17 protein-coding genes, 1 other RNA gene and 1 pseudogene are annotated in these 20,250 nt (G+C 59.8%); 5 read left to right on the forward strand and 14 right to left on the reverse strand.

Translation table 11 applies throughout. The annotated features are described in order from the left end of the window. Window positions 1-193: 193 nt before the first annotated feature. Together AAA069_RS03765 and glp are read right to left on the reverse strand one after the other, a co-directional pair. Window positions 194-673: a MogA/MoaB family molybdenum cofactor biosynthesis protein gene (locus AAA069_RS03765; RefSeq protein ID WP_118080408.1), complete on the reverse strand. Its 480-nt coding sequence runs from the start codon at window positions 671-673 to the stop codon at window positions 194-196. Window positions 674-683: 10 nt separating this feature from the next. Beyond that, window positions 684-1,946 (reverse strand): gephyrin-like molybdotransferase Glp, encoded by a 1,263-nt coding sequence (gene glp / locus AAA069_RS03770; RefSeq protein WP_349127617.1) that lies wholly within the window; start codon window positions 1,944-1,946, stop codon window positions 684-686. A 210-nt stretch (window positions 1,947-2,156) separates the two neighbouring features. On the opposite strand from glp, the gene AAA069_RS03775 reads away from it, so the two are divergent. Together AAA069_RS03775 and AAA069_RS03780 are read left to right on the forward strand one after the other, a co-directional pair. Continuing rightward, window positions 2,157-3,578, forward strand: coding sequence for a chloride channel protein (locus AAA069_RS03775; protein ID WP_349127618.1), 1,422 nt, complete (start codon window positions 2,157-2,159; stop codon window positions 3,576-3,578). A gap of 87 nt (window positions 3,579-3,665) precedes the next feature. Continuing rightward, window positions 3,666-4,628: a diacylglycerol kinase family protein gene (locus tag AAA069_RS03780; RefSeq protein ID WP_349127619.1), complete on the forward strand. Its 963-nt coding sequence runs from the start codon at window positions 3,666-3,668 to the stop codon at window positions 4,626-4,628. 86 nt (window positions 4,629-4,714) lie between these two features. Here the strand turns inward: AAA069_RS03780 and AAA069_RS03785 are convergent. The 4 genes and pseudogenes from AAA069_RS03785 to AAA069_RS03800 form a co-directional block, all read right to left on the reverse strand. Further along, window positions 4,715-5,026: pseudogene (locus tag AAA069_RS03785) on the reverse strand (peptide chain release factor-like protein); the annotation flags it as partial. Between the two features lie 152 nt (window positions 5,027-5,178). Next, a complete protein-coding gene (locus tag AAA069_RS03790; RefSeq protein WP_006234139.1) occupies window positions 5,179-5,757 on the reverse strand; it encodes a xanthine phosphoribosyltransferase in 579 nt (192 codons plus the stop codon). A gap of 157 nt (window positions 5,758-5,914) precedes the next feature. Further along, window positions 5,915-7,219: an MFS transporter gene (locus AAA069_RS03795; RefSeq protein WP_349127620.1), complete on the reverse strand. Its 1,305-nt coding sequence runs from the start codon at window positions 7,217-7,219 to the stop codon at window positions 5,915-5,917. Window positions 7,220-7,361: 142 nt separating this feature from the next. Next, window positions 7,362-8,645, reverse strand: a complete 1,284-nt coding sequence (locus AAA069_RS03800) for an O-acetylhomoserine aminocarboxypropyltransferase/cysteine synthase family protein (RefSeq protein ID WP_349127621.1) — start codon at window positions 8,643-8,645, stop codon at window positions 7,362-7,364. 231 nt (window positions 8,646-8,876) lie between these two features. Here AAA069_RS03800 and AAA069_RS03805 point away from each other — a divergent pair, with 231 nt between their 5' ends. Continuing rightward, window positions 8,877-9,323: a C-GCAxxG-C-C family protein gene (locus AAA069_RS03805; protein ID WP_349127622.1), complete on the forward strand. Its 447-nt coding sequence runs from the start codon at window positions 8,877-8,879 to the stop codon at window positions 9,321-9,323. A 68-nt stretch (window positions 9,324-9,391) separates the two neighbouring features. Here AAA069_RS03805 and AAA069_RS03810 read toward each other — a convergent pair whose 3' ends face one another. From AAA069_RS03810 to rpsA, 3 genes are all read right to left on the reverse strand, one after another. Next, window positions 9,392-10,030: a YigZ family protein gene (locus AAA069_RS03810; protein WP_349127623.1), complete on the reverse strand. Its 639-nt coding sequence runs from the start codon at window positions 10,028-10,030 to the stop codon at window positions 9,392-9,394. A gap of 354 nt (window positions 10,031-10,384) precedes the next feature. Beyond that, window positions 10,385-10,746: RNase P RNA component class A (gene rnpB / locus AAA069_RS03815), an RNA gene on the reverse strand. Window positions 10,747-11,086: 340 nt separating this feature from the next. Beyond that, complete coding sequence (gene rpsA, locus AAA069_RS03820) at window positions 11,087-12,253, reverse strand: 30S ribosomal protein S1 (protein WP_022095232.1); 1,167 nt, start codon at window positions 12,251-12,253, stop codon at window positions 11,087-11,089. A gap of 315 nt (window positions 12,254-12,568) precedes the next feature. Here rpsA and AAA069_RS03825 point away from each other — a divergent pair, with 315 nt between their 5' ends. Continuing rightward, a complete protein-coding gene (locus AAA069_RS03825; RefSeq protein WP_349127624.1) occupies window positions 12,569-13,327 on the forward strand; it encodes an HAD family hydrolase in 759 nt (252 codons plus the stop codon). 193 nt (window positions 13,328-13,520) lie between these two features. Here the strand turns inward: AAA069_RS03825 and AAA069_RS03830 are convergent, their stop codons facing one another. Continuing rightward, on the reverse strand, window positions 13,521-14,840 hold the full coding sequence (locus tag AAA069_RS03830) for an L-serine ammonia-lyase, iron-sulfur-dependent, subunit alpha (RefSeq protein WP_215693666.1): 1,320 nt from the start codon (window positions 14,838-14,840) through the stop codon (window positions 13,521-13,523). A gap of 272 nt (window positions 14,841-15,112) precedes the next feature. Between AAA069_RS03830 and rpiB the strand changes: the two genes are divergently transcribed. Beyond that, window positions 15,113-15,580 (forward strand): ribose 5-phosphate isomerase B, encoded by a 468-nt coding sequence (rpiB, locus tag AAA069_RS03835; protein WP_006234151.1) that lies wholly within the window; start codon window positions 15,113-15,115, stop codon window positions 15,578-15,580. 151 nt (window positions 15,581-15,731) lie between these two features. On the opposite strand, the gene ndk is transcribed toward rpiB, so the two are convergent. From ndk to AAA069_RS03855, 4 genes are all read right to left on the reverse strand, one after another. Next, window positions 15,732-16,136: a nucleoside-diphosphate kinase gene (gene ndk / locus AAA069_RS03840; protein WP_006234152.1), complete on the reverse strand. Its 405-nt coding sequence runs from the start codon at window positions 16,134-16,136 to the stop codon at window positions 15,732-15,734. Between the two features lie 385 nt (window positions 16,137-16,521). Continuing rightward, the gene (gene argH, locus AAA069_RS03845; protein ID WP_349127625.1) at window positions 16,522-17,952 is read right to left on the reverse strand and encodes an argininosuccinate lyase; all 1,431 of its coding nucleotides are present in this window, start codon (window positions 17,950-17,952) and stop codon (window positions 16,522-16,524) included. Between the two features lie 118 nt (window positions 17,953-18,070). After that, window positions 18,071-18,241: a hypothetical protein gene (locus tag AAA069_RS03850; protein WP_158550218.1), complete on the reverse strand. Its 171-nt coding sequence runs from the start codon at window positions 18,239-18,241 to the stop codon at window positions 18,071-18,073. A 233-nt stretch (window positions 18,242-18,474) separates the two neighbouring features. Beyond that, the gene (locus tag AAA069_RS03855) at window positions 18,475-19,701 is read right to left on the reverse strand and encodes an argininosuccinate synthase (RefSeq protein ID WP_035138001.1); all 1,227 of its coding nucleotides are present in this window, start codon (window positions 19,699-19,701) and stop codon (window positions 18,475-18,477) included. Between the last annotated feature and the right edge of the window lie 549 nt (window positions 19,702-20,250).

Genomic DNA, 20,250 nt, shown 5'->3' on the forward strand with positions numbered 1-20,250 from the left:
TTCGGACCTTGTGCCCGGGTACCCCACCGCGGGCTTTAATCTGCAACCAGATTATACTTCTGCGCGAATAATGTTAGTGAGAAATTATTCTCGCCAGAGAATATAGTTTCGAGTTAGCGTGCACCTCGGCGTCGCTTCGGCGGAAAACAAAGGCGGAGCAGCCGTTTAGGTCGCCCCGCCGCAGGTAAACCGCTTAGTTGGTATGTCCGCCGCCCGCTGTCATCTGAGCTGCGTGCTCCAGCTGATCTGCTATGGCCTCCCAGCTTTCGCGGGCGGCCTTCGTAGAACCGGGAAAGTTTACGACAAGTGTATGACCTCGTTGCATGCAAATAGCGCGCGAGAGCATGGCGCGGCGCGTCTTGGTCATGGAGTACGCACGGATCGCCTCGGCAATACCCGGCACATCGCGGTCGCAGACGGCACGCGTCGCCTCGGGCGTCACATCGCGCATCGAAAGCCCCGTGCCGCCGCAGGTGAGCACGACATTGGCGTGACACTCATCGGCGGCCTCCACGATGGCATCACCAATCTCGCTGACGTCGTCGCGCACGACCACATGTGAGGCGACCGTCCAGCCCTGTGCCTCGATAAGCTCCTCGAGTGCGGCCCCAGCCTCGTCCTGGGCAAGGTCGCGCGTATCCGAGCACGTCACGATCGAAATCTTCAACTCCATAGCGATCCTCCTATAGCACCGTTCCCTCAGGCAGGTCGACACGCACGACATCCACGACGTCGCCCGCCGCAAGGTCGCACGGTCCTTCGTCAATACGCAACAGGCAATTGGCCCGCTGCATCGTGCCGAGCAGCGCCGAATTCTGCGTCTTGGCCTCGGTCACCAACAGCTCACCGGTCTCGGGGTCGCGCAAAACCGTGGCGCGATCGAAGAAGCGGCGATGCTGTCGCTTTTTCACGCCATGTGTGAGCGTCGCCTGCTGCACGGGACGCACGCCCTCGGCAAAGCCGCGCATCTTGCGGATCGCCGGACGGGCAAGCATCTCAAAGCCTACATACGCCGCGGCCGGATTGCCTGAAAGCCCTAGGTAGGGCTTACCCCCGAGCAAGCCAAACGTGATGGCCTTGCCCGGACGCATCGAGATGCGGTCAAACAGCACCTCGCCCTCGCGCCGGACGAGCGCCGTCACATAGTCGTAATCGCCCGCCGAGGCGCCACCGCTCGTAATGACAAAATCGCACTCTCGCGTGGCGCGATGTACCAGCTCGGCAATCGCCTGCTCATCATCGGGCGCGATGCCGTAGAACACGGGCTCGGCGCCGGCATCGAGTGCCTCGGCCATCAGCGCCGAGGAGTTGGAATCGCGAATCTGACCACGCGCCGGTACCTTACTCGGTGCGACCAGTTCCGTGCCCAGCGAGATGATGCCCACACGCGGGGCAGCGTGCACCTTCACGCTTGCATACCCGGCGCTTGCCAGCAGGCCGGCGCCGGCCGGAGCCACAACCTCGCCAGCGCGCATCACGACGTCGCCGGCATGGGCTTCCTCAGCAGCCGAGCGAACGTTCTCCCCCACCTTGGCCGGCGCCGAGAAGCTCACGTGCGAGCCCTCGTTGCCGTCACCGTCAAGTACCTCGACAATCTCGTATTTCACCACGGCATCCGCGCCCTCGGGCACCGGCGCGCCCGTCATAATGCGGACCGCATCGCCCACGCCGACCACGCCCTCAAAGACATGGCCCGCGGCCTCGTGTCCGATAACGTCGAGCGTCACCGGCGCCTCGCCAGATGCCTGCGCCAAGTCCGCCGAGCGCACGGCATATCCGTCCATAGCGCTGTTGGCAAACGGCGAGATGTCGATATCGGCCACCGCGTCCTCGGCCAAGGGAAAACCAGCCGCCTGCCACACGGGAATCTCGACGAGATCGGACGGAGCAACGTGCGACAAAACAATCGACTGCGCGTCCTCCAGCGGAATGAGTTTCTCTGCCATATGCACCTCTTAATGCCACGGCGCACAACAGGGGCGCCGATTCTTTATGCTTGTCTCAGTATAATCCCCCGATGCACGGCCGCGACTCGGTCTGTACCCGCAAATACATCTGTCGGCTGCAGGCCGCGAAACAGAATGGAAACCAACCCACCGGCTCGTCGCGTTTACCGCGTTTTATAATGCTTGCGTTACAACCTAAAAGAGGAACGTATGGCTTTTACCGACAAACCCGAAAGCGCAAACGAGGCGCAGGATCATTCCCAGCCGCTCGACGACGGCGGCTTTTTCTCCCTGAACGACGTCATCATGGCCGGCAGGCATCAACTCACCCGTTCCGAGCAGCTCTTGGCAGCCGACACGCGCCGCAACGCCCGCAACCTGTTTGCAAGCGCCAAACTGCTCGCGCTCGTCGTCATCGTCTCGCTCGCCATGGGTGTTGCCGCTTGGGCGTTTTTGGCCTCGCTGAATATCGCGACCGATTATCGCGAGCACCATGTGTGGATTTACGCGTTGCTTCCCGTTGTGGGCGTTGCCACCGCATGGGTGTACAAAAACCACGGCCTTGCCGCCAAACGAGGTAACAACCTGGTCATCGACTCCGCCCTGGGCACACGCCTTATCCATATGCGCATGGCCGTTCTCACCTTCGTCTGCTCCACGCTCACGCACCTAACGGGCGGGTCGGCCGGTCGCGAGGGAGCCGCGGTGCAGATTGGCGGCACCATCGCCAGCAACATCTCGAGCCTCGCCCACCTCAAAAAGCATGACCACCACGACCTCATGCTCGCCGGCATCTCATCGGCCTTTGGCGCCGTATTCGGTTCGCCCCTTGCCGGCGCGTTCTTTGGCATGGAGATGTGCTTTATCGGCAAGATCGACTACACCGCAGGTATCTACTGCCTGGTCGCCTCGTTTACCGGCTACTTTACGTCGCTTGCCTTGGGAACCGAGTACGAGGCGAATGTTATCGCCGGCGTTCCCAACATGACACCACGGACGGTTGTCATCGTAGTCATCAGCGCCATTATCTTCGGTCTGACGGCACGCCTCTTTGCCTGGTCGGTTCGAACCGTCAAAAGCCTGTACGGTCGCTTTATCACCAACTACCTTGCTCGCGCACTTATAGGCGCACTCGTGGTTTTGGCCGCCTATGCCCTCCTCGATGCCTGGGACTACGCCGGCCTTTCCACGTGGCTTTCCGGCGCCGGATTTGCAGGCAACACCACCCTGGCGGACGCAGCCATCAAGTTGGTCGTCACAGCGCTTACCCTGGGCGCGGGCTTCCAAGGCGGCGAGGTCACGCCCCTGTTTGGCATCGGTGCGGCGCTCGGCGGCTGGATCGGTTGCCTCGTCGGAATCGACCCCAGCTTTCTGGCGGCGCTGGGCATGCTCGGCGTGTTCTGCGCCGGCCTCAACGTGCCCATCACCACCTGCATGATGGCCATCGACCTGTTCCACGGCACGGCCGCCGGGTTCTTTGTCATCGTGGCCTTTATCAGCTACCTAACCGGCGGACACCGTGGCGTGTACCCCGCCCAGCGCATCATCTCACCCAAGCGCCGTTCGCTTATTGTTGATGAGGGCGGTACGGTGGCGGATGCTATCGAGCGCCACAACGACCTGATAGAGTAGACGTTAGTATTCGCCGTGCAGCCACAATCGGGGGCAATTCGACCCGAGCGCGACCGCACCGTCACGTCATACGCCGGGAGTCGCCCCATGCACGCAACTGATTTTGGTCGCACGCTCATCATCGCCAATCCTGCCGCCCAGTCGGGCGCCGCGCATGAGGTTGCCGAACGCCTGCAGCGCTTTTTGGATATGACCGCACGCACATCCCAGTTTGACCTGGTGCTGACCGAGCGAATGGGACACGCCAAGGAGCTCGCCGCCCAGACAACGGGCTACCGCACCGTTATCGCCCTTGGCGGCGACGGCGTGATTCACGAAGTCGTCAACGGGCTTATGACGCAGGATGAGGCGGTCCGTCCCGCTCTTGCCATCCTACCCGTGGGCTCCGGCAACGATTTTGCCCAGACGCTCGGCATCGACGATTTCTCCGGCAAGGATTTTGGCGCGCTGCTCACCTGCGAGCTGCAGCGTCAGGACATCGGGCGCATTCGCTCGTGGAGCCCTGCGAGCGGCAGCGGCGAGGCTACCGTTGAGTACTACGACCAGACGCTTTCGGTCGGCATCGATGCCGCCATCGGCCTTGGCACCACCGAGCTGCGCAAAAAGACCAGCTTGACGGGCGCGCCGCTCTACACTCTCTCGGGACTTGAGCAGTTTGGCCTACGCTATCGCAACTACCCCATGACAGTCAGCTTTGACGGGGCGCCCGCCGAGCGCGTGAGAGCGATCATCATGGCGATTCAGCTGGGTCCTACCTATGGCTCGGGCTATCGCGTCTGTCCCGACGCTGACCCGTGCGACGGCATACTCGACGTCTGCTACGCCTGCGGCCCCGTTCCGCGCGCGGTCGCGCTTCCCATGTTCCTTTCGGCCAAAGATGGCCACCATACCAAGCTGCCACCGGTTCGCATGCGCCGTTGTCGCCATGCCGAGCTTACCTTTGAAGAGCCCGACTACCCCATCCAGGCCGACGGCGAGTCCATCGTCGCCTCGCGCGTCGAGGTCGACATCCTTCCCGCCGTCCTCGAGGTCTGGCACCCAACCCGCTAGCCACCCCTAAGTTGCGGTGAAATAGGGACTGTTTATGCAGCTAAAGCCGCAAAACAATCCCTATTTCACCGCAACTTATGAGGAAGCTATTCGTCGCTGCCCGGCTTGCGACGGTTGGCCTTTTTAATGGCGTTGAAGTGCTTGTCATTGAGCCTGCGCTGGCGAGAGCGCTGAGGCACCTTGGTCTTGACGCGTCGGCGCGGCGGACGGCCACGACGCTCAAGCTCTGCCCTCAGCTTACGCAGACAGCTCGCACGATTCTGAAACTGGCTACGGCTCTCGCGCGCCGTCACGACAATTCCCGTGGGCCCATGCTTCATGCGCACCGCCGAGTCCGTCGTGTTCACGCCCTGCCCACCCGGGCCCGTCGCGCGAAACACCTGCACCTCGCAATCGCGCGCCAACTCCTCGACCGACATCTCGGCATAGTGCGCATACTCACGCCATCCCATCTTGTTCTCATCCATATCAACACCTCCCCTCATACAAAAAATGTGACAAAGGGAAAGTCCCTTTGTCACATCGCATACCAATCGCTTGTGCTGTGCGCTTAGGCGAAGGTGATCTCGCCGGTCTCGCAGTCCATATCGGCGATACGGGCCAGGCTCTCGACGCGGAAGCCGCGCTCGCGAAGCTTATCGCCACCGCCCTGGAAGCCCTTCTCAACGGCGATGCCAATGCCGGCAACCTCGGCACCCGCAGCCTCGCAGATCTTGATAAGACCCTCGAGCGCGCACCCGTTGGCCAAGAAGTCGTCGATGATCAGGACCTTGTCGCCCTCGGACAGGAAGCGCTTGCCAACGATGACCGGGTACTCCTTCTGCTTGGTAAAGGAGTAAATGGTCGTGGCATACTGCTCGCCGTCAAGGTTGATGGACTGGGCCTTCTTGGCAAAGACCACCGGCACGCCGCCAAAATGCTGGGCTGCAATGCAAGCCATGCCAATGCCCGAAGCCTCGATCGTCAGGATCTTGTTGATCTCGACACCCTCGAACAGACGGGCCCACTCGGCGCCCATGTGGTCGAACAGCTCAACGTCGCATTGGTGGTTGAGGAAGGCATCAACCTTAAGGACGTTACCGGCCTTTACGATGCCGTCATGGCGAATACGATCCTCAAGCTCCTGCATGGCGCAACCCCTTCTCACGGCAACGATACCGCGCGATTAATAAACGTTGTTCGATAGTCTACCACGGACCGACCCCCGCCCGCCCCACAAGCCGCATCGCACCATAAACCAGTCTTTTTGGGACGGCGCGAATCGTGGCAGACAGCCTCCCAACATGCTAATGGCGGGCACGCATCCTCACCAAACGTACCATGGCGAGTGCAAAACCCACAGCGGCCACAGCCATAAGCATGTAGAACACCGAGCGAAAGCCAAACAGGAACACATCCGGACGGCCTGCAACAAAACTGGTCACGGCCTCGCCCATCGCCACGCTCATCTGCCCATACAGGATATTCGACGCCACCGTAATGCCGAGTGCCATGCCAGCATAGCGCGCCAGGCTACCCAGGCTGCCCGCAAAGCCGAGCGCTTCGCGCGGAGCCGAGCCCATATACAACGAGTTGTTGGGGCTCTGGAAAATCGACGTACCGCACGACATAAACGCGACGCAGCACACGATCACAGGGATGGAAGAGTGCTCGTCGAGCGTGCTTACCGCAAATAGACCGCATACGTACACGCCCAGGCCGACCGCCGTGGGGCCCTCGCAGCCAACACGGTCCGAAACCGTACCCGAAAGCGGGCCGATAAAGGCATTCACCATCGGCAGCGCCAAAAAGAGCAGTCCGGAAATGTCAGAACCAAAGCCGTGGGCGTCCTGAAAATAGAACGGCAGGATAAACTCGGATGCACCAATACCAACGAACACGATGAGCATGCAAGCAAGGTTGATGGTGAAGGCCGAATTTGCAAAGCAGCAACGAGCGGCATCGGCAAGGGACATGGGACGGTCGCCGGCCTCCGGCTTAACATGCGGCAGCGTGTAGAGCCCCACGATAAACGAGATTACGCCAATAGGCAGGTTGATGAGGAAGATACTCTCCCAGGGAAAGCTTGCCACCAGCATGCCGCCGAGCACGGGGCCACACATCATGCCGAGGGCCACAAAGGTCGCGAGAATACCCATGGCACGGCCTCGTTCGCGCGCCGGAAACGACTCGGTGATGATACCCATGTTGTTAGCCATGGCCGCCGCGCAACCGACGCCCTGAACAATGCGTGCCAGGATAAGAACCTCGAGCGAGGCCGAAAGGCCGCACAGCAGCGAACCGACCGAAAAGACGATGACGCCCAGCTGGAACACATTCACCTTGCCGCGCACGTCGCCCAGACGGCCAAACGGCAACATAGCCACGCATGTCGCAAGCAGGTACACCGAGCTCACCAGTTGAATGCGATCGAGGCCCACGCCCAGCTCCTTTTGCATCACTGGGAGCGCCACGGTCACGACGGTCGAATCCAGACACACCATAAACGTCATGATGAGCACGGTAAACAGAATCGCCCATTTATTCTTGCCATGGGTGTCGCCCTCTAGAGCAATGTGCTCGCGGCGCAGCTGCTCTGCAGTTTTCTCCATATCCATCCTTTCGAGTGGCCTAACGCAAAAAACGGGGCCCCGATCGCCTGCAAACAGCCGCGATTGGGGTCCCGCCTACGGAATCGGAACGAAAGGTCGCCGAAGCTTTCTGCCAGCATCGGCGCCTTATGCGAACGCTAGCCTAGCACTGCTCGAGCGCCTGCTCAAGGTCGGCAATCAAATCGGCCGTGTCCTCGAGACCGCACGACAGGCGCACCATGTCGGCGGAGATGCCACAGGCGATGAGCTCCTCATCGTTCATCTGGCGGTGCGTAGCGTTAGCGGGATGCAGGCAGCAGGTGCGGGCGTCGGCCACATGCGTGGCGATCTGGGCGAGCTTGAGGCTCTTCATAAAGGTCTCGGCCGCCGCGCGACCACCATTAAAGCCAAAGCTCACAACGCCGCAGGTACCGTTTGGCATGTACTTCTGAGCGAGGTCATAGTACTTGTCGCCCTCCAGGCCCGGATAGCTCACGAAGCGCACCTTGGGATGGCTCTGCAGGAACTTGGCAACGGCCAGGCCGTTCTCGCAATGATGCGGCATGCGCACATGCAGGCTCTCGAGCGAGCTGTTCAAGAAGAACGCCGCCTGCGGGTTCTGCATGGGGCCAAGATCGCGCATGAGCTGCGCGGTGGCCTTGGTAATGAAGGCGCCCTCGCGACCGAACTTCTCGGCATAGGTCACGCCATGGTAGCTCTCGTCAGGCGTGGTGAGACCCGGGAACTTGTCCGCATGGGCCATCCAGTCAAACTGGCCGTGGTCGACGATCACGCCGCCCAGGTAGGCAGCATGTCCATCCATGTACTTGGTGGTGGAGTGCGTAACGATGTCAGCGCCCCACTCAAAGGGACGGCACATCACGGGCGTCGGGAAGGTGTTGTCGACCATCAGCGGCACGCCGTGGTCATGCGCGGCCTTGGCAAAGCGCTCAATATCGAGCACGGCAAGGGCGGGATTGGCGATTGTCTCGCCAAAGACGAGCTTGGTATTGGGCTGGAAGGCTGCCTCGAGCTCCTCGTCGGTGCAGTCGGGGGCAACGAAGGTACAGGTCAAACCCATGCGCTCCATAGTATGGGCGAGCAGGTTGTAGGTACCGCCGTAGATAGCAGAGCTCGCGACCACATGATCGCCGGCACCGGCCACGTTAAAGATCGCGAGGAAATTCGCAGCCATGCCCGAGCTCGTGAGCATCGCAGCGGTGCCGCCCTCCATCTCGCAGATCTTGGCGGCAACGAGATCGCACGTGGGGTTCTGCAGACGGCTGTAGAAGTAGCCCGACTCCTCCAGGTCAAACAGCTTGCCCATGTGCTCGGACGTGTCGTACTTCCACGTGGTGGACTGGTAGATGGGCACCTGGCGCGGCTCGGCATCTCCCGGGTGATAGCCGCCCTGAACACATGTGGTACCGATGGTCTGCTCGCTCATATCTAGCTCCCTTGCCTGGGTTTTAGTTTTATTCGGTTCACGATACCGCTACCCTGCACCCCTCTCAACCCATCCCCAAGGTAGGTTATGGGACAAATTGATCAAGGGTATTTATCTCAAGCCTTGGGCATTTGCTCGATAGATAAAAATGAGGCATACATGAAGCTCTCGATGATTACATGCCCCGTCACGGGTACCATAGGCGGGTACACCGTGACCAAGGAGACAACGATGAAGCAAATCGATACGGCCCAGCTCGACACCGCCGCCTGCCAGGCTCAGGCTGCCGAATACCACGCCCGCGGCTTTAACTGCGCACAGGCCGTTGCCTGCACGCTCGCACCTGCCGTCGGGCTCGACCCCCAGACCGCCTTTACCCTCACCGAGGGCTTTGGCGCCGGCATGGGTGGCATGACCGAGACCTGCGGCGCCATCTCGGGCGCTGTTGCCATCATGGGCTTTGTAATGAGCGACGGCATGGAGAACCCCAAGACCAAAGGCCAGACCTACAAGCTGTCGCGCGAGATTGCCAAGCGATTTGGCGAGAAGAACACGACGACCGTCTGCGGCACGCTCAAGGGCATCGGATCGGATAAAGGTCCGCTCCGCAGCTGCCCCGGCTGCATCGACGATGCCGTCGAGATCGCCTGCGATGTGCTAAAGCAGCTCGCCGAGTAAACGGCAGCAACAGTAAAACGACGGCCGACGCGCTTAGGATCCATCCAAAAGCACGCCGGCCGTCGCCGTTAGAACTCGGCAAATTTGGGAGCGCCGACCTCAATCTCCTCGCGCCCCGCCATAAGCTCGCGCATCTTAGCGCAAAACGGCTCCTGCTCCCCCGCCTTAAACACCAAGTGAAGTGTCACGGCATCCGCGTAATCGGTATCCGAAACCTTGGCACCCGAATCCTGCGCCAAACGAAGCACTTGCTCGTACTGCGGATAGGCCACATGCACGTCAACAGGCACGACACTCGTCATCTCGACGATCTGCCCGGCCTCCTGAGCCGCGGCCACCGCCGCCTGCGTCGCCGCGGTATAGGCGCGCACCAAGCCACCAGGTCCCAACAGCGTGCCACCAAAATAGCGCGTCACCACGCAGCAAACATTTTTGAGCTCTGCGCCGCGCAACACCTCGAGCGTCGGCATACCGCTCGTGCGGCTCGGCTCACCATCATCGCTCTGGCGCTCGCGTCCATCGACTAAAATCCACGCGGGAACATTGTGTCGAGCGTCGTAATGATGCTTGCGAACCATCTCGATAAAGGCATTCGCCTCATCCTCGGACTCAATATGGACCAGCTGGGCAATAAACCGGCTCTTGCGGTCAACGAACTCGCCCGTAGCCTCAATATTCGATTGCAGAGTAAAATAGCTGTCCAACAAAGCCCCTCAACAGAATAAAGCGCAGCAACAAACAGCCACAATAATACGGCAAAGGCCGTACCGATAACCCCGGTAAATAGAACGGCGACACCGATGATCAGGCAAAAACAGCGAGATGCCAAGAACGGAACCGCCGATGATTCCGTCAACGAAAGCGAGAACCCGTCAGCGCGAGCAAGGTGCCTTGAAAGACAAGATTGCAACAGAAATGAGGCTGCCGATGACCAGGCAAAAACAGCGAGACGGCGTCAGCTGAGTCGATTTGGCCCGAAAGAGGAGGGAGCACGCCTTATGGCGGCGACCGACGAATGAGCGCCAAATCGGCCAGCTGACGCCGTCGCAGCGTCAACATAGTTGCTGAGTGGGCCTATAAGCCGGGTTCTGTCGTGAACGGTCATTTATCTTGTCTGCACGTTACCATGCAGCTCCACGCACGCTACCCGAACGCGGACCGGGCCGGCCCATAGCGTTCCTATTCGCGCTTGCTCCGGATGGGGCTTGCCAAGCCGCCGTGTTGCCACGACGCTGGTGGTCTCTTACACCACCGTTTCAGCTTTTCCCTTTACGCCTTGCGGCGCAGGTGGGAGTCTTCTTTTCTGCGGCGCTTTCCGTCGGATCACTCCGCCCGGCCGTTAGCCGGCATCCCGCCCTCTGGAGCCCGGACTTTCCTCACGCGTACTGCAAGCAGCACATCGCGCGACCGTCTGGCCCACTCAGCAGTGCAAGAGTGTAACACACCATTGCCGCAGGCAATGGCACAACGCAAACGCTCGACACGATAAACCAAGAACCGCCATGCGTTACAATGGTCCTGTCGATGGGCAACGTCGTCAGTCGAGACGCGACCGCGCTCCGCACCCCTCCGTCTACTCGGTGTGTTCCCGCCTCCTCCCCGAGGCGGGATGTCGGCATTTTTCATGCACCGACAACCCAATAGCAAACAGACAACCCGGGCAGCATTGCGCACGGATAGCATCGCGCACCTCAGCAGCAAATGCAAAAAGGGACCCGTCCATTGCGGACGGATCCCTTAAAACAAGTGATCGTCAAACCGATTTACTCGGCGTCGGTCTCCTCGTCCTTCTTCTCGGAAGGAAGCGGGGTAACCTCGATCTCGACGCCCAGAGTCTCAGCAGCAGACTTCATGGACAGGGAGATGCGACGACGGTCGAGGTCGATCTCCATGACCTTGACCTGAACCTTGTCGCCCACGTGGGTGACCTGAGAAGGCTGGTCGACGTGCTTGTTGGCCATCTCGGAGATGTGCACCAGGCCCTCGATGCCCTCGCCCAGGTCGACGAAAGCGCCGAACGGGACAAGCTTGGTCACAGTGCCCTCGACGATAGCGCCGACGGGGTACTTCTTGACCAGTGCGCGCCACGGATCCTCGGTGGTCTGCTTGAGACCCAGGGAGATGCGCTCGCGGTTGAGATCGACGTCGAGAACCTCGACCTCGACCTCCTGGCCGACCTTGACAACCTCGGAAGGATGGTTGACGTGGTTCCAGGAGAGCTCGGAGATGTGGATGAGGCCGTCGATGCCGCCGAGGTCGACGAAGGCGCCGAAGTCGACGATGGAGGAAACGGTGCCCTGGAGACGCATGCCAGACTTGAGCTTGGACAGGATCTCGGAGCGCTCGGCCTTACGGGACTCCTCGAGCACGACGCGACGGGAGAGGACGACGTTGTTGCGGTTGCGGTCCATCTCGATAACGCGGGCCTCGATGCGGGTGCCCATGTAGGAGGTGAGGTCCTTGACGCGACGGAGGTCGACGAGGGAAGCGGGCAGGAAGCCACGCAGGCCGATGTCGAGGATCAGGCCGCCCTTGACAACCTCGATAACCTCGCCCTCGACGTTCTCGCCGGAGTTGAACTTCTCCTCGATGCGGTTCCAAGCACGCTCGTACTCGGCACGCTTCTTGGACAGGACCAGACGACCGTCCTTGTCCTCCTTCTGGAGAACCAGAGCCTCGATGGGATCACCGAGTGCAACGATGTCTGCAGGGTTAGCGTCCTTGCGGATGGACAGCTCGCGGACCGGGATAACGCCCTCGGACTTGAATCCGATGTCAACGAGCACCTCGTCATGCTCGATCTTAACGACAGTGCCGTTAACGAGATCGCCCTCATCAAAGTCGGTAATCGTACCGTCGATGAGGTTGTTCATCTCCTCCTCATTGACATCGTCAAGAGAGAAAATGGACGAGTTCTGAATCTCACTCAAAGGTGGACCCCTTTCGAACTACGGGGCCCCGATTGCTAGGACCTACAGAAGGGTGCGACAAGCACACAACGTTTAGGAACACTCGGGAGCCGACAGATACTAATGTGACGCTTATGCAATCACGTTCGTATAGGTTACGGGGAAATGAGTTCGATTTCAAGCGTGAACTGCGATTTTTTACTCGTGTGGAGACTTTTTCGTAATCTTATGAACACACGTCTCCGCAACGTGACGATAACCAGCCAGGCATTCGGCTTTGGGGTAAAGTATCCGGAGCCAACGATTCTAGATCGATTTTTCGAGAAAGGTGCCCGCGTGCTCAAAGCAGTCGTTTTCGATATGGACGAGACGCTTCTCAGCATCAACCTCAACGCGTTCATCCTTCGCTATTTTAAGGATGTCTCTTCGATGCTCGCGGATATCGGGCGCCGCAGCCGCGGTGGCACGATGGCACGCCTCGGCACCATCCTGGTCGACCTCAACGCCAACCGCCGAAGCGGCACGGACAACCGCACCAATCTTGAGTTTTACCAAGAAGAGGTCGAGCGCCGATGCGGGATCTGCCTCTCCGATCCCCTCATCTACGAGGCGTTTACCTACTATGACCGCGAAGTTCTTCCGTACAAGAACGACGATGTCATTAACGCCCACGCCATGCCGGGCGCACACGCCGCGCTCCAGGCCGTACAGGACGCAGGGCTGCGCTGCGCGCTCTTTACCAACCCCAGCTTTCCCCAGGGCGCCATCGAGTGCCGCATGGGTTGGGGCGACCTGGCCGACGCTCCCTTTGAGCTCGTCACGCACATGGGAAACACCACCCGCTGCAAGCCCGATGCCACCTACTATCTAGAGCAGCTTCAGGTGATGGGGCTCGAGCCGCACGAGGTCCTTATGGTTGGCAACGATCCCAAACGCGACTTCCCGTCCCCCGATTGCGGCATCCAAACCGCCTTTGTGGGCCAGGGCAAGCCCAGCCGAGCCACCTGGCGCGGAACCATGGAAGACTTCGCCCGCGACTTCAACGCCGTAATCGAAGCCTTCTACGAACACCAAATAGCCAACGAACTGTCATAGGACCCCTCACTCGCTCCAAACAAAACAACGCCGCAGGTTGAGCATAAGCCAGCGAAAACGCCCCTAAGCGAGCAATGTGCCTTGAAAGAGGAGGGCATAGGCCTTCTGGCCATGCCCGACGATTGAAAGGTAGATTGCCGCTTAGGGGCGTTTGCAGCGTCGACCGGTTACGCGGTTTGGTAAAACCGCGTAACTAACAAACCTGGGTTTTACCGATCATGATGTTGAGGATCTCGATGTCGGTGTCCTTCATGCCCACGCGGCCCACGTAGCCCATGCTGGCAATCGTCTGCTCGACGGTATCCTGAATGAGACCCTCGCCGGCGCGGAAGCCGCGGCCCTGCATGGCCATATCGTGGCCCAGAATCGCAGCATCAACGGCAGCGGAAATCTTAGCCGCGCAACTCGCCTTGGCGCCATCGCACACGATGCCGCCCACGTTACCGAGCGTATTCGAGACCGTCGCGCCAATCTGCTCGCGCGTGCCACCGCACAGCCAGGTAATCGCAGCGCCGGCGCCGCACGCGGCGCAAATAGCACCGCAAAACGCCGAGAGCGCACCAATATAGCTCTTGATATGCACGGCGATAAGATCGGACAGCATCACGGCGCGCACCAGGCGCTCGTGGTCGCAACGCAGGTACTCGGCATACTCCATGACGGGCAATGCGCAGGTAATGCCCTGATTGCCCGAGCCGCACACAATGGCGACCGGCAGCGCGCAGCCGTTCATGCGGGCGTCGGACCCGGCGGCCGCACGGGCACGGGCACGGCAGGCGACGTCATCGGCACGAGCACCCAGCAGCGTACGACCCACCTCGGCGCCCCAAGCGTGCGCAAGGCCCTCGGCACTGATTGCGCCATTCAGCTCAATCTGACGCTCAACGGCAGCGCGGGCGTCCTCAATGTCACCGTCCTCGATAAAGTCGATGATGGACTCAATGCTCATAGGGGCATCGGCCTTATCCGCCGCACGCTCGGCCACCACGCGCTCGGCGCAGGCGGCACACTCTCCCGCCGACTTGCCGCATACCGGAATACCATCGAGCGTATGGCACGTGACATTGGTGTGGTGATCGGTGATCTCGACGACCGCGGTATGGCCCCCGGCCGTCGCAGTCACCTTGATGTAGAGGTTGGGCACACCTTCGACAAGCGACACATCGCAGTAGCCGGCGTCGGCGAGGAGCTCGGCCACGCGAGCGCGGTCTTCATCGTTAACGCTCTCGAGCACCTCGAGCGCGCTCTTAGCGTCGCCGCCCACGGCACCCAGCACGGCCGCGGCCTCAATACCGTGCATACCGCCCGAGTTGGGCACGGTCACGCTCTTGACGTTCTTGATGATGTTGCCCGAGCAGGCAACATCCATATGATCGGGCTCGCAACCGAGCGTCTGGCTCGCCAGTGCCGCTGCATAGGCAACGGCAATGGGCTCGGTACAGCCGAGCGCGCAGACAAGCTCGCGGTTCAAAACATCGCAAAACGCGGCATCGCGAAGGGAATCGGCAGGCATAGGTATCTCCTACTTGTATAACGGGCTGGGCTCTCAAGAATAATTAGCTCTTTTATTTGATAACAATGCATCAAAAACCGCAACCCAGGTTCCGGTAGACGGCATTCAGGCGCAAACTGACGGCATTCATTCATGAGAAACCGGTCTTGTCGCATGCTAAAGCGTTTGACCAAAAAACGCTCGAGCGTTTACGCAAAAGTCGCGCTATCATGCAGTCGAACGCGGTAAACACCTTTAGCATTTGCACCGCACAGACAAGAGAGGAACCATCCATGAAGATCGGTATCGGTAACGACCACGCCGCCGTCGAGCTCAAGAACATCATTTCCGAGCACCTGAAGGAGCGCGGCTGCGAGGTCGTGAACTTTGGCACCGACACCTCCGAGAGCTTTGACTACCCCATCGCCGGCTACAAGGTGGGTAAGGCCGTTGCCAACGGCGACGTCGACCTGGGCATCCTCATCTGTGGAACCGGTGTCGGGATTAGCCTGGCTGCCAACAAGGTCGAGGGCGTACGCGCCGTCGTGTGCTCCGAACCCTTCAGCGCCAAGCTCTCGCGCATGCACAACAACACCAACGTGCTCGCCTTTGGTGCTCGCGTCGTGGGCTCCGAGCTCGCCAAGATGATTGTCGACGAGTGGCTCGACGCCGAGTTTGAGGGCGGTCGTCACGAGCGTCGCGTTAACCTCCTCAACGAGATCGACCACACGCGCGGCCTCAAGGTCGTCGACGAGGCCTAAACCACTCAGTGCCACAAGCTAACAGCAGGGGCCCGCTCGGAACTCATGACCGAGCGGGCCCCTTCATAGATTTTGGAATAAAAGGGCGCCGCGGATGGAGTTCCGCGGCGCCCAAGCCACACGCTAACAGCTTTAAGGAGTCAAAGCTGGTTTAGCCAAAGAAGCGCTTGATCTCAATCTCGGCGTTCTCCAGGCAGTCGGAGCCGTGGATCACGTTGGCGTTGACATCGACGGCAAAGTCGCCGCGGATGGTACCAGGAGCAGCGTCAAGCGGATTAGTAGCGCCCATGAGGGTGCGCATCTTAGCAACAGCGGAGAGACCGGAAACGACCATCTTGACGACCGGACCGCTCGTCATAAAGTCGCAGAGACCGCCAAAGAAGGGCTTGTCGGCCAGATGGGCGTAGTGCTCCTCGACGGTAGCGCGCTCGAGCGTGGTCATCTCCATGCGCTCGATGACAAGGCCGCTGCGCTCGATGCGAGCAACAATCTCGCCGATCTTGCGGTCGCGCACGGCGTCGGGCTTAATCATGATGAAGGTCTTCTCGATAGCCATAAGGTAGCCTTTCAAGTAGGTTCGCGCGTGCCCAAGTCCCATTCCGGCACCCGCCTGGACTGCATCGTAACAGAGTTTTAGCTGCAGTTAAACAAAAAGCTGTTTATTGAAACGTTGCAATTTATTGAAGCGTTCCATATGTGTCACTTCTGTTTCGAAGCTCGATTAGAGTACCATCCTGCTGCCCATCAACCGCATCGAGCAGAGCAGACGGTCGGTTGCCGCCCGCGAACGTACCCCCTTCACAACCTGCCCAAAGGTCCTACAGAACTTCTCGACAAGCCCCTCCCCCATAGCAACAAAATACGGACGCCCACATCAGCAGACGCCCGTAAAGCAAAAAATGATTCCTCAATAAATGGCAAAAACGGCTTCGGCCAAACCCTTACTTTACCCCGTGGCCCATCTCGACGACCTTGGTCAGCGATCCAAACACGCCCTCGTCGGCCACGAGCTGTGCCTCGGCGCGCTCAAGCTGCACGGCAACGGCGGCAGGGGCGGTACCGCCCTCGGTCGTACGCGCGGCGACAATTGAGGGGATGTCGAGCGCCTCGGTAATGTCGTGCTCAAAGAGCGGGCTTGCCTCCTGGAACACCTCAAACGGCAGGTCCTCAAGATTGCAGCCACGCTTCTCACACATCAGGACCAGATGGCCCACCACGGCATGTGCCTCGCGGAACGGCAGACCACGCTTAGCCAGGTAATCGGCAACATCGGTAGCGGCAAGGTGCCCCACGCCACACTCGCGCGCCATGGCATCCTCGTTGACGGTCCAGGTCGAAATCATACCGGCCATAACGGACAGGCACTGCATGAGCGTATGGGCGGTATCGAGCGCACCCTCCTTGTCCTCCTGCAAGTCCTTGTTATAGGCGAGCGGCAAGCCCTTCATGGTCACGAGCAGCTGCACCAGGTTGCCATAGACTCGGCCGCTCTTGCCGCGGATAAGCTCGGCAAAGTCGGGGTTCTTCTTCTGAGGCATGATAGACGAGCCGGTGGAGTACGAGTCGGAAAGCGTGATAAAGCCAAATTCGGAGCTCGACCACAGCACGATCTCCTCGGAAAGACGCGACAGGTGCATGGCCATGACGGAGCCGGCGTAATGCAGATCGAGCAGGAAATCGCGGTCGGAAACCGCATCGAGCGAGTTGGGAATCACGCCCGCAAAGCCAAGCTCGGCAGCCGTCATCTGACGATCGAGCGGATAGCTCGTACCGGCAAGCGCGGCAGCGCCCAGCGGGCAGTTGTCGGCGGCATCAAAGGCGGCCTTCAGGCGCGTAAAGTCGCGCGCGAACATCCAGGAATACGCCAGCAGATGATGCGACAGCAGCACGGGCTGAGCGTGCTGCATGTGCGTGTAGCCCGGCAGAATCACCTTGTCGTACTTCTTGGCCGCATCCACCAGCACATGGCGCAGCTCAAGATTGGCCTCCATGAGCTCCTTGGCCAGCGCCTTGACGCCCAGGCGTGTGTCGGTCGCCACCTGGTCGTTGCGCGAACGCCCGGTATGCAAGCGCTTACCGGCCTCGCCGATGCGACGCGTCAGCTCGCTCTCGATGGACATATGAATGTCTTCGTCGTTGATGTCGAAGGTGAAGTTGCCGGCATCGATATCCTGTTCGATTCCGGTCAGGCCCTCGGCAATCGCCTGCTCGTCCTCGGCACTGATGATGCCCTGAGCCGCCAGCATTTTGGCATGCGCCTTAGAGCCGGCGATATCCTGCTTATAGAGATGTTTGTCGACCGGCAGCGACGCACCAAACTCCTGCGTGACCTCGGCCACGCCTGCCTCAAAACGACCGCCCCAAAGAGCCATGGAACCGTCCCCTTTCTCCAAATACCAAAACAAGCGCCCAAAGCAATGCGCCATATCGCTAAAGCGATTTTTCAACCGCTAGTTTTACACATTCCCCACCGTGTGCGGAGCCATGTAGCTAATTTGCAAAGAAGTGACGCGCCATGCACTTGGCGCCCAACGTCTCCCTCCGGATGTTGCCCTGCGAACCATCGATCCAGGCCTTCAGGCTCATAGGGACGTCCTCGACCCTTGCAGCATCGAACTCGGGCGCGAGGGCAAGTAAAGCATGCGCGATAGCATTGAACATAATGGATACTCCTCATATATATAGGCGCAGAGCCGCCAAATTGATAGAAGGAGCCCCGCCGGACAACCCCGGCGGGGCTCGGACTCAGCCGCAGACGCGGCATCATATATGCGGGCGGAACGTAGGGGCCACCGATGTTAAGAAGTGTCAGCAAGCATAACGAAAGGTAGGGACCCCGTGCGCCCGTTATGTATCACGCGGATGGGCCGAGCGGATACCAAGGGAAGGAGGCGCTAGGCCTGGGCGGCAGCAGAGCTGGGGCCCTGGACCTTTGCCCACGTCTTGAGCGACAGCGTATCGATCTCGATAAAGCCGGCGCTGGCCTTCTCGTCAAACGTGGTGTCGCGGTCGTAGGTAGCCAGACCGTAGTCGTAGAGGCTGAAGGGGCTCTTGCGGCCGACGACATGGCAGTTGCCCTTAAAGAACTTCAGACGGACGGTGCCGGTCACGAACTTCTGGGTGTCGGCCATAAAGGCGTCGAGTGCGTTCTTGAGCGGGCTGTACCACTGGCCGTTGTACACGGCGGTAGCCCAATCCTGCTCGAGCTTGATCTTGGTCTTGAGCAGGTCGCCCTCGACGCAGATGTCCTCAAGCGCCTTGTGGGCGGTGATGAGCGTCAGGGCTCCGGGAACCTCATAGCACTCGCGGCTCTTGAGGCCCACCAGACGATCCTCAACCAGGTCGAGACGGCCAAAGCCGTTGTCGCCGGAGATCTTGTTGAGGGCGATGACGATCTCGGAGAGCTTCATCTTCTTGCCGTCGACGGCGACAGGCTTGCCGGCCTCAAACTCAATCTCGGTGTAGGTCGGGGTGTCCGGCGTGTCCTCGGGGTTCTTGGTCATAACCCAAGCGTCATCGAGCGGCTCATTCCAAGGGTCCTCCAAGTGACCGCACTCGATGGCGCGACCCCACAGGTTGTCGTCGATGGAATAGGGGTTATCGTTGGCACCCTCGGGAACCGGCACGTTGTGGGCGTGGGCATAGGCGACCTCGTCGGGACGGCACTTCAGGTCCCACTCGCGAACCGGGGCGATAACCTTAAGCTCGGGGTCGAGGGCCTTGACGGCAGCCTCAAAACGGACCTGGTCGTTACCCTTGCCGGTGCAGCCGTGGGCGACGTAGGTCGCGCCAAACTCGTGAGCGACCTCGACAAGCTTCTTGGCGAGCAGCGGGCGGGAAAGAGCGGAGAGCAGCGGGTACTTGTTCTCGTACATGGAGTTTGCGGCGATGGCCTTAGTCAGGAACTCATCGGAGAACTCGTCGCGCAGGTCGAGCACCTGGCAATCGAGAACGCCCAGGTCGAGCGCCTTCTGCTTCTTGGCATCCAGTCCGGTCTCTTCCTGGCCCACATTGCCGCAGACACAAACGACATCGAGATTCTTCTCGTCCTGGAGCCACTTGACACATACGGATGTATCAAGACCACCGGAATATGCGAGAACGACTTTTTCCTTGCTCATGGCTGTTTCCTTTCGCCCTTGGTAGCTAGTTAGAACATCGGTCAGTTGCAAGTCACCTTGAGGTCAAAAACCGTGCAATATCAGGTTATTCAGCAGAATGCATCACAGGCATGCCCTAGAAACATGCGGCTATGTCGTGCTTAAACCCAACGACCTCAAAATGACTCTGTTGAGGCATTGCGCCCCATGCGGACAGAGACGATTGTTATCGTCGTCGGGAAATTGCGCGCTGGCGTCGGATGGCATTGTCTGCAGTGGTGATAATCTTTACGAACTGCATCTGCCTCTCCTTTCACGTATCGCCGGGCGCAATTCAAATATCGCAAACGGTACCTTTTCCTCGGTAAACGGCTCTTTTGCCGTCTCCGTTTTCGATGTTCGCTATATTACGATAAAGTGCACGCTGCGCAAGCGACAAATTCAAATTTCTGAAAAGTTTTTTCATTAGTTTGTGAATTGCAGTGCAAATACGCACCATTCCTGCGAAAATACGCTCGACTACTAGTTGATGGTTATAACGTCTGAAACAATCTCGAAACGAAAGGCGCA

Origin of the sequence: Collinsella sp. CLA-SR-H006 (genome assembly GCF_040097075.1) — a bacterium.
GTDB lineage: Bacteria > Actinomycetota > Coriobacteriia > Coriobacteriales > Coriobacteriaceae > Collinsella.

Coding starts and splice junctions, on each gene's coding strand:
- AAA069_RS03765 (WP_118080408.1), bottom strand. CDS start 673: ATGGAGTTGAAGATTTCGATCGTGACGTGCTCGGATACGCGCGACCTT.
- glp (WP_349127617.1), bottom strand. CDS start 1,946: ATGGCAGAGAAACTCATTCCGCTGGAGGACGCGCAGTCGATTGTTTTG.
- AAA069_RS03775 (WP_349127618.1), top strand. CDS start 2,157: ATGGCTTTTACCGACAAACCCGAAAGCGCAAACGAGGCGCAGGATCAT.
- AAA069_RS03780 (WP_349127619.1), top strand. CDS start 3,666: ATGCACGCAACTGATTTTGGTCGCACGCTCATCATCGCCAATCCTGCC.
- AAA069_RS03790 (WP_006234139.1), bottom strand. CDS start 5,757: ATGCAGGAGCTTGAGGATCGTATTCGCCATGACGGCATCGTAAAGGCC.
- AAA069_RS03795 (WP_349127620.1), bottom strand. CDS start 7,219: ATGGAGAAAACTGCAGAGCAGCTGCGCCGCGAGCACATTGCTCTAGAG.
- AAA069_RS03800 (WP_349127621.1), bottom strand. CDS start 8,645: ATGAGCGAGCAGACCATCGGTACCACATGTGTTCAGGGCGGCTATCAC.
- AAA069_RS03805 (WP_349127622.1), top strand. CDS start 8,877: ATGAAGCAAATCGATACGGCCCAGCTCGACACCGCCGCCTGCCAGGCT.
- AAA069_RS03830 (WP_215693666.1), bottom strand. CDS start 14,840: ATGCCTGCCGATTCCCTTCGCGATGCCGCGTTTTGCGATGTTTTGAAC.
- rpiB (WP_006234151.1), top strand. CDS start 15,113: ATGAAGATCGGTATCGGTAACGACCACGCCGCCGTCGAGCTCAAGAAC.
- ndk (WP_006234152.1), bottom strand. CDS start 16,136: ATGGCTATCGAGAAGACCTTCATCATGATTAAGCCCGACGCCGTGCGC.
- argH (WP_349127625.1), bottom strand. CDS start 17,952: ATGGCTCTTTGGGGCGGTCGTTTTGAGGCAGGCGTGGCCGAGGTCACG.
- AAA069_RS03850 (WP_158550218.1), bottom strand. CDS start 18,241: ATGTTCAATGCTATCGCGCATGCTTTACTTGCCCTCGCGCCCGAGTTC.
- AAA069_RS03855 (WP_035138001.1), bottom strand. CDS start 19,701: ATGAGCAAGGAAAAAGTCGTTCTCGCATATTCCGGTGGTCTTGATACA.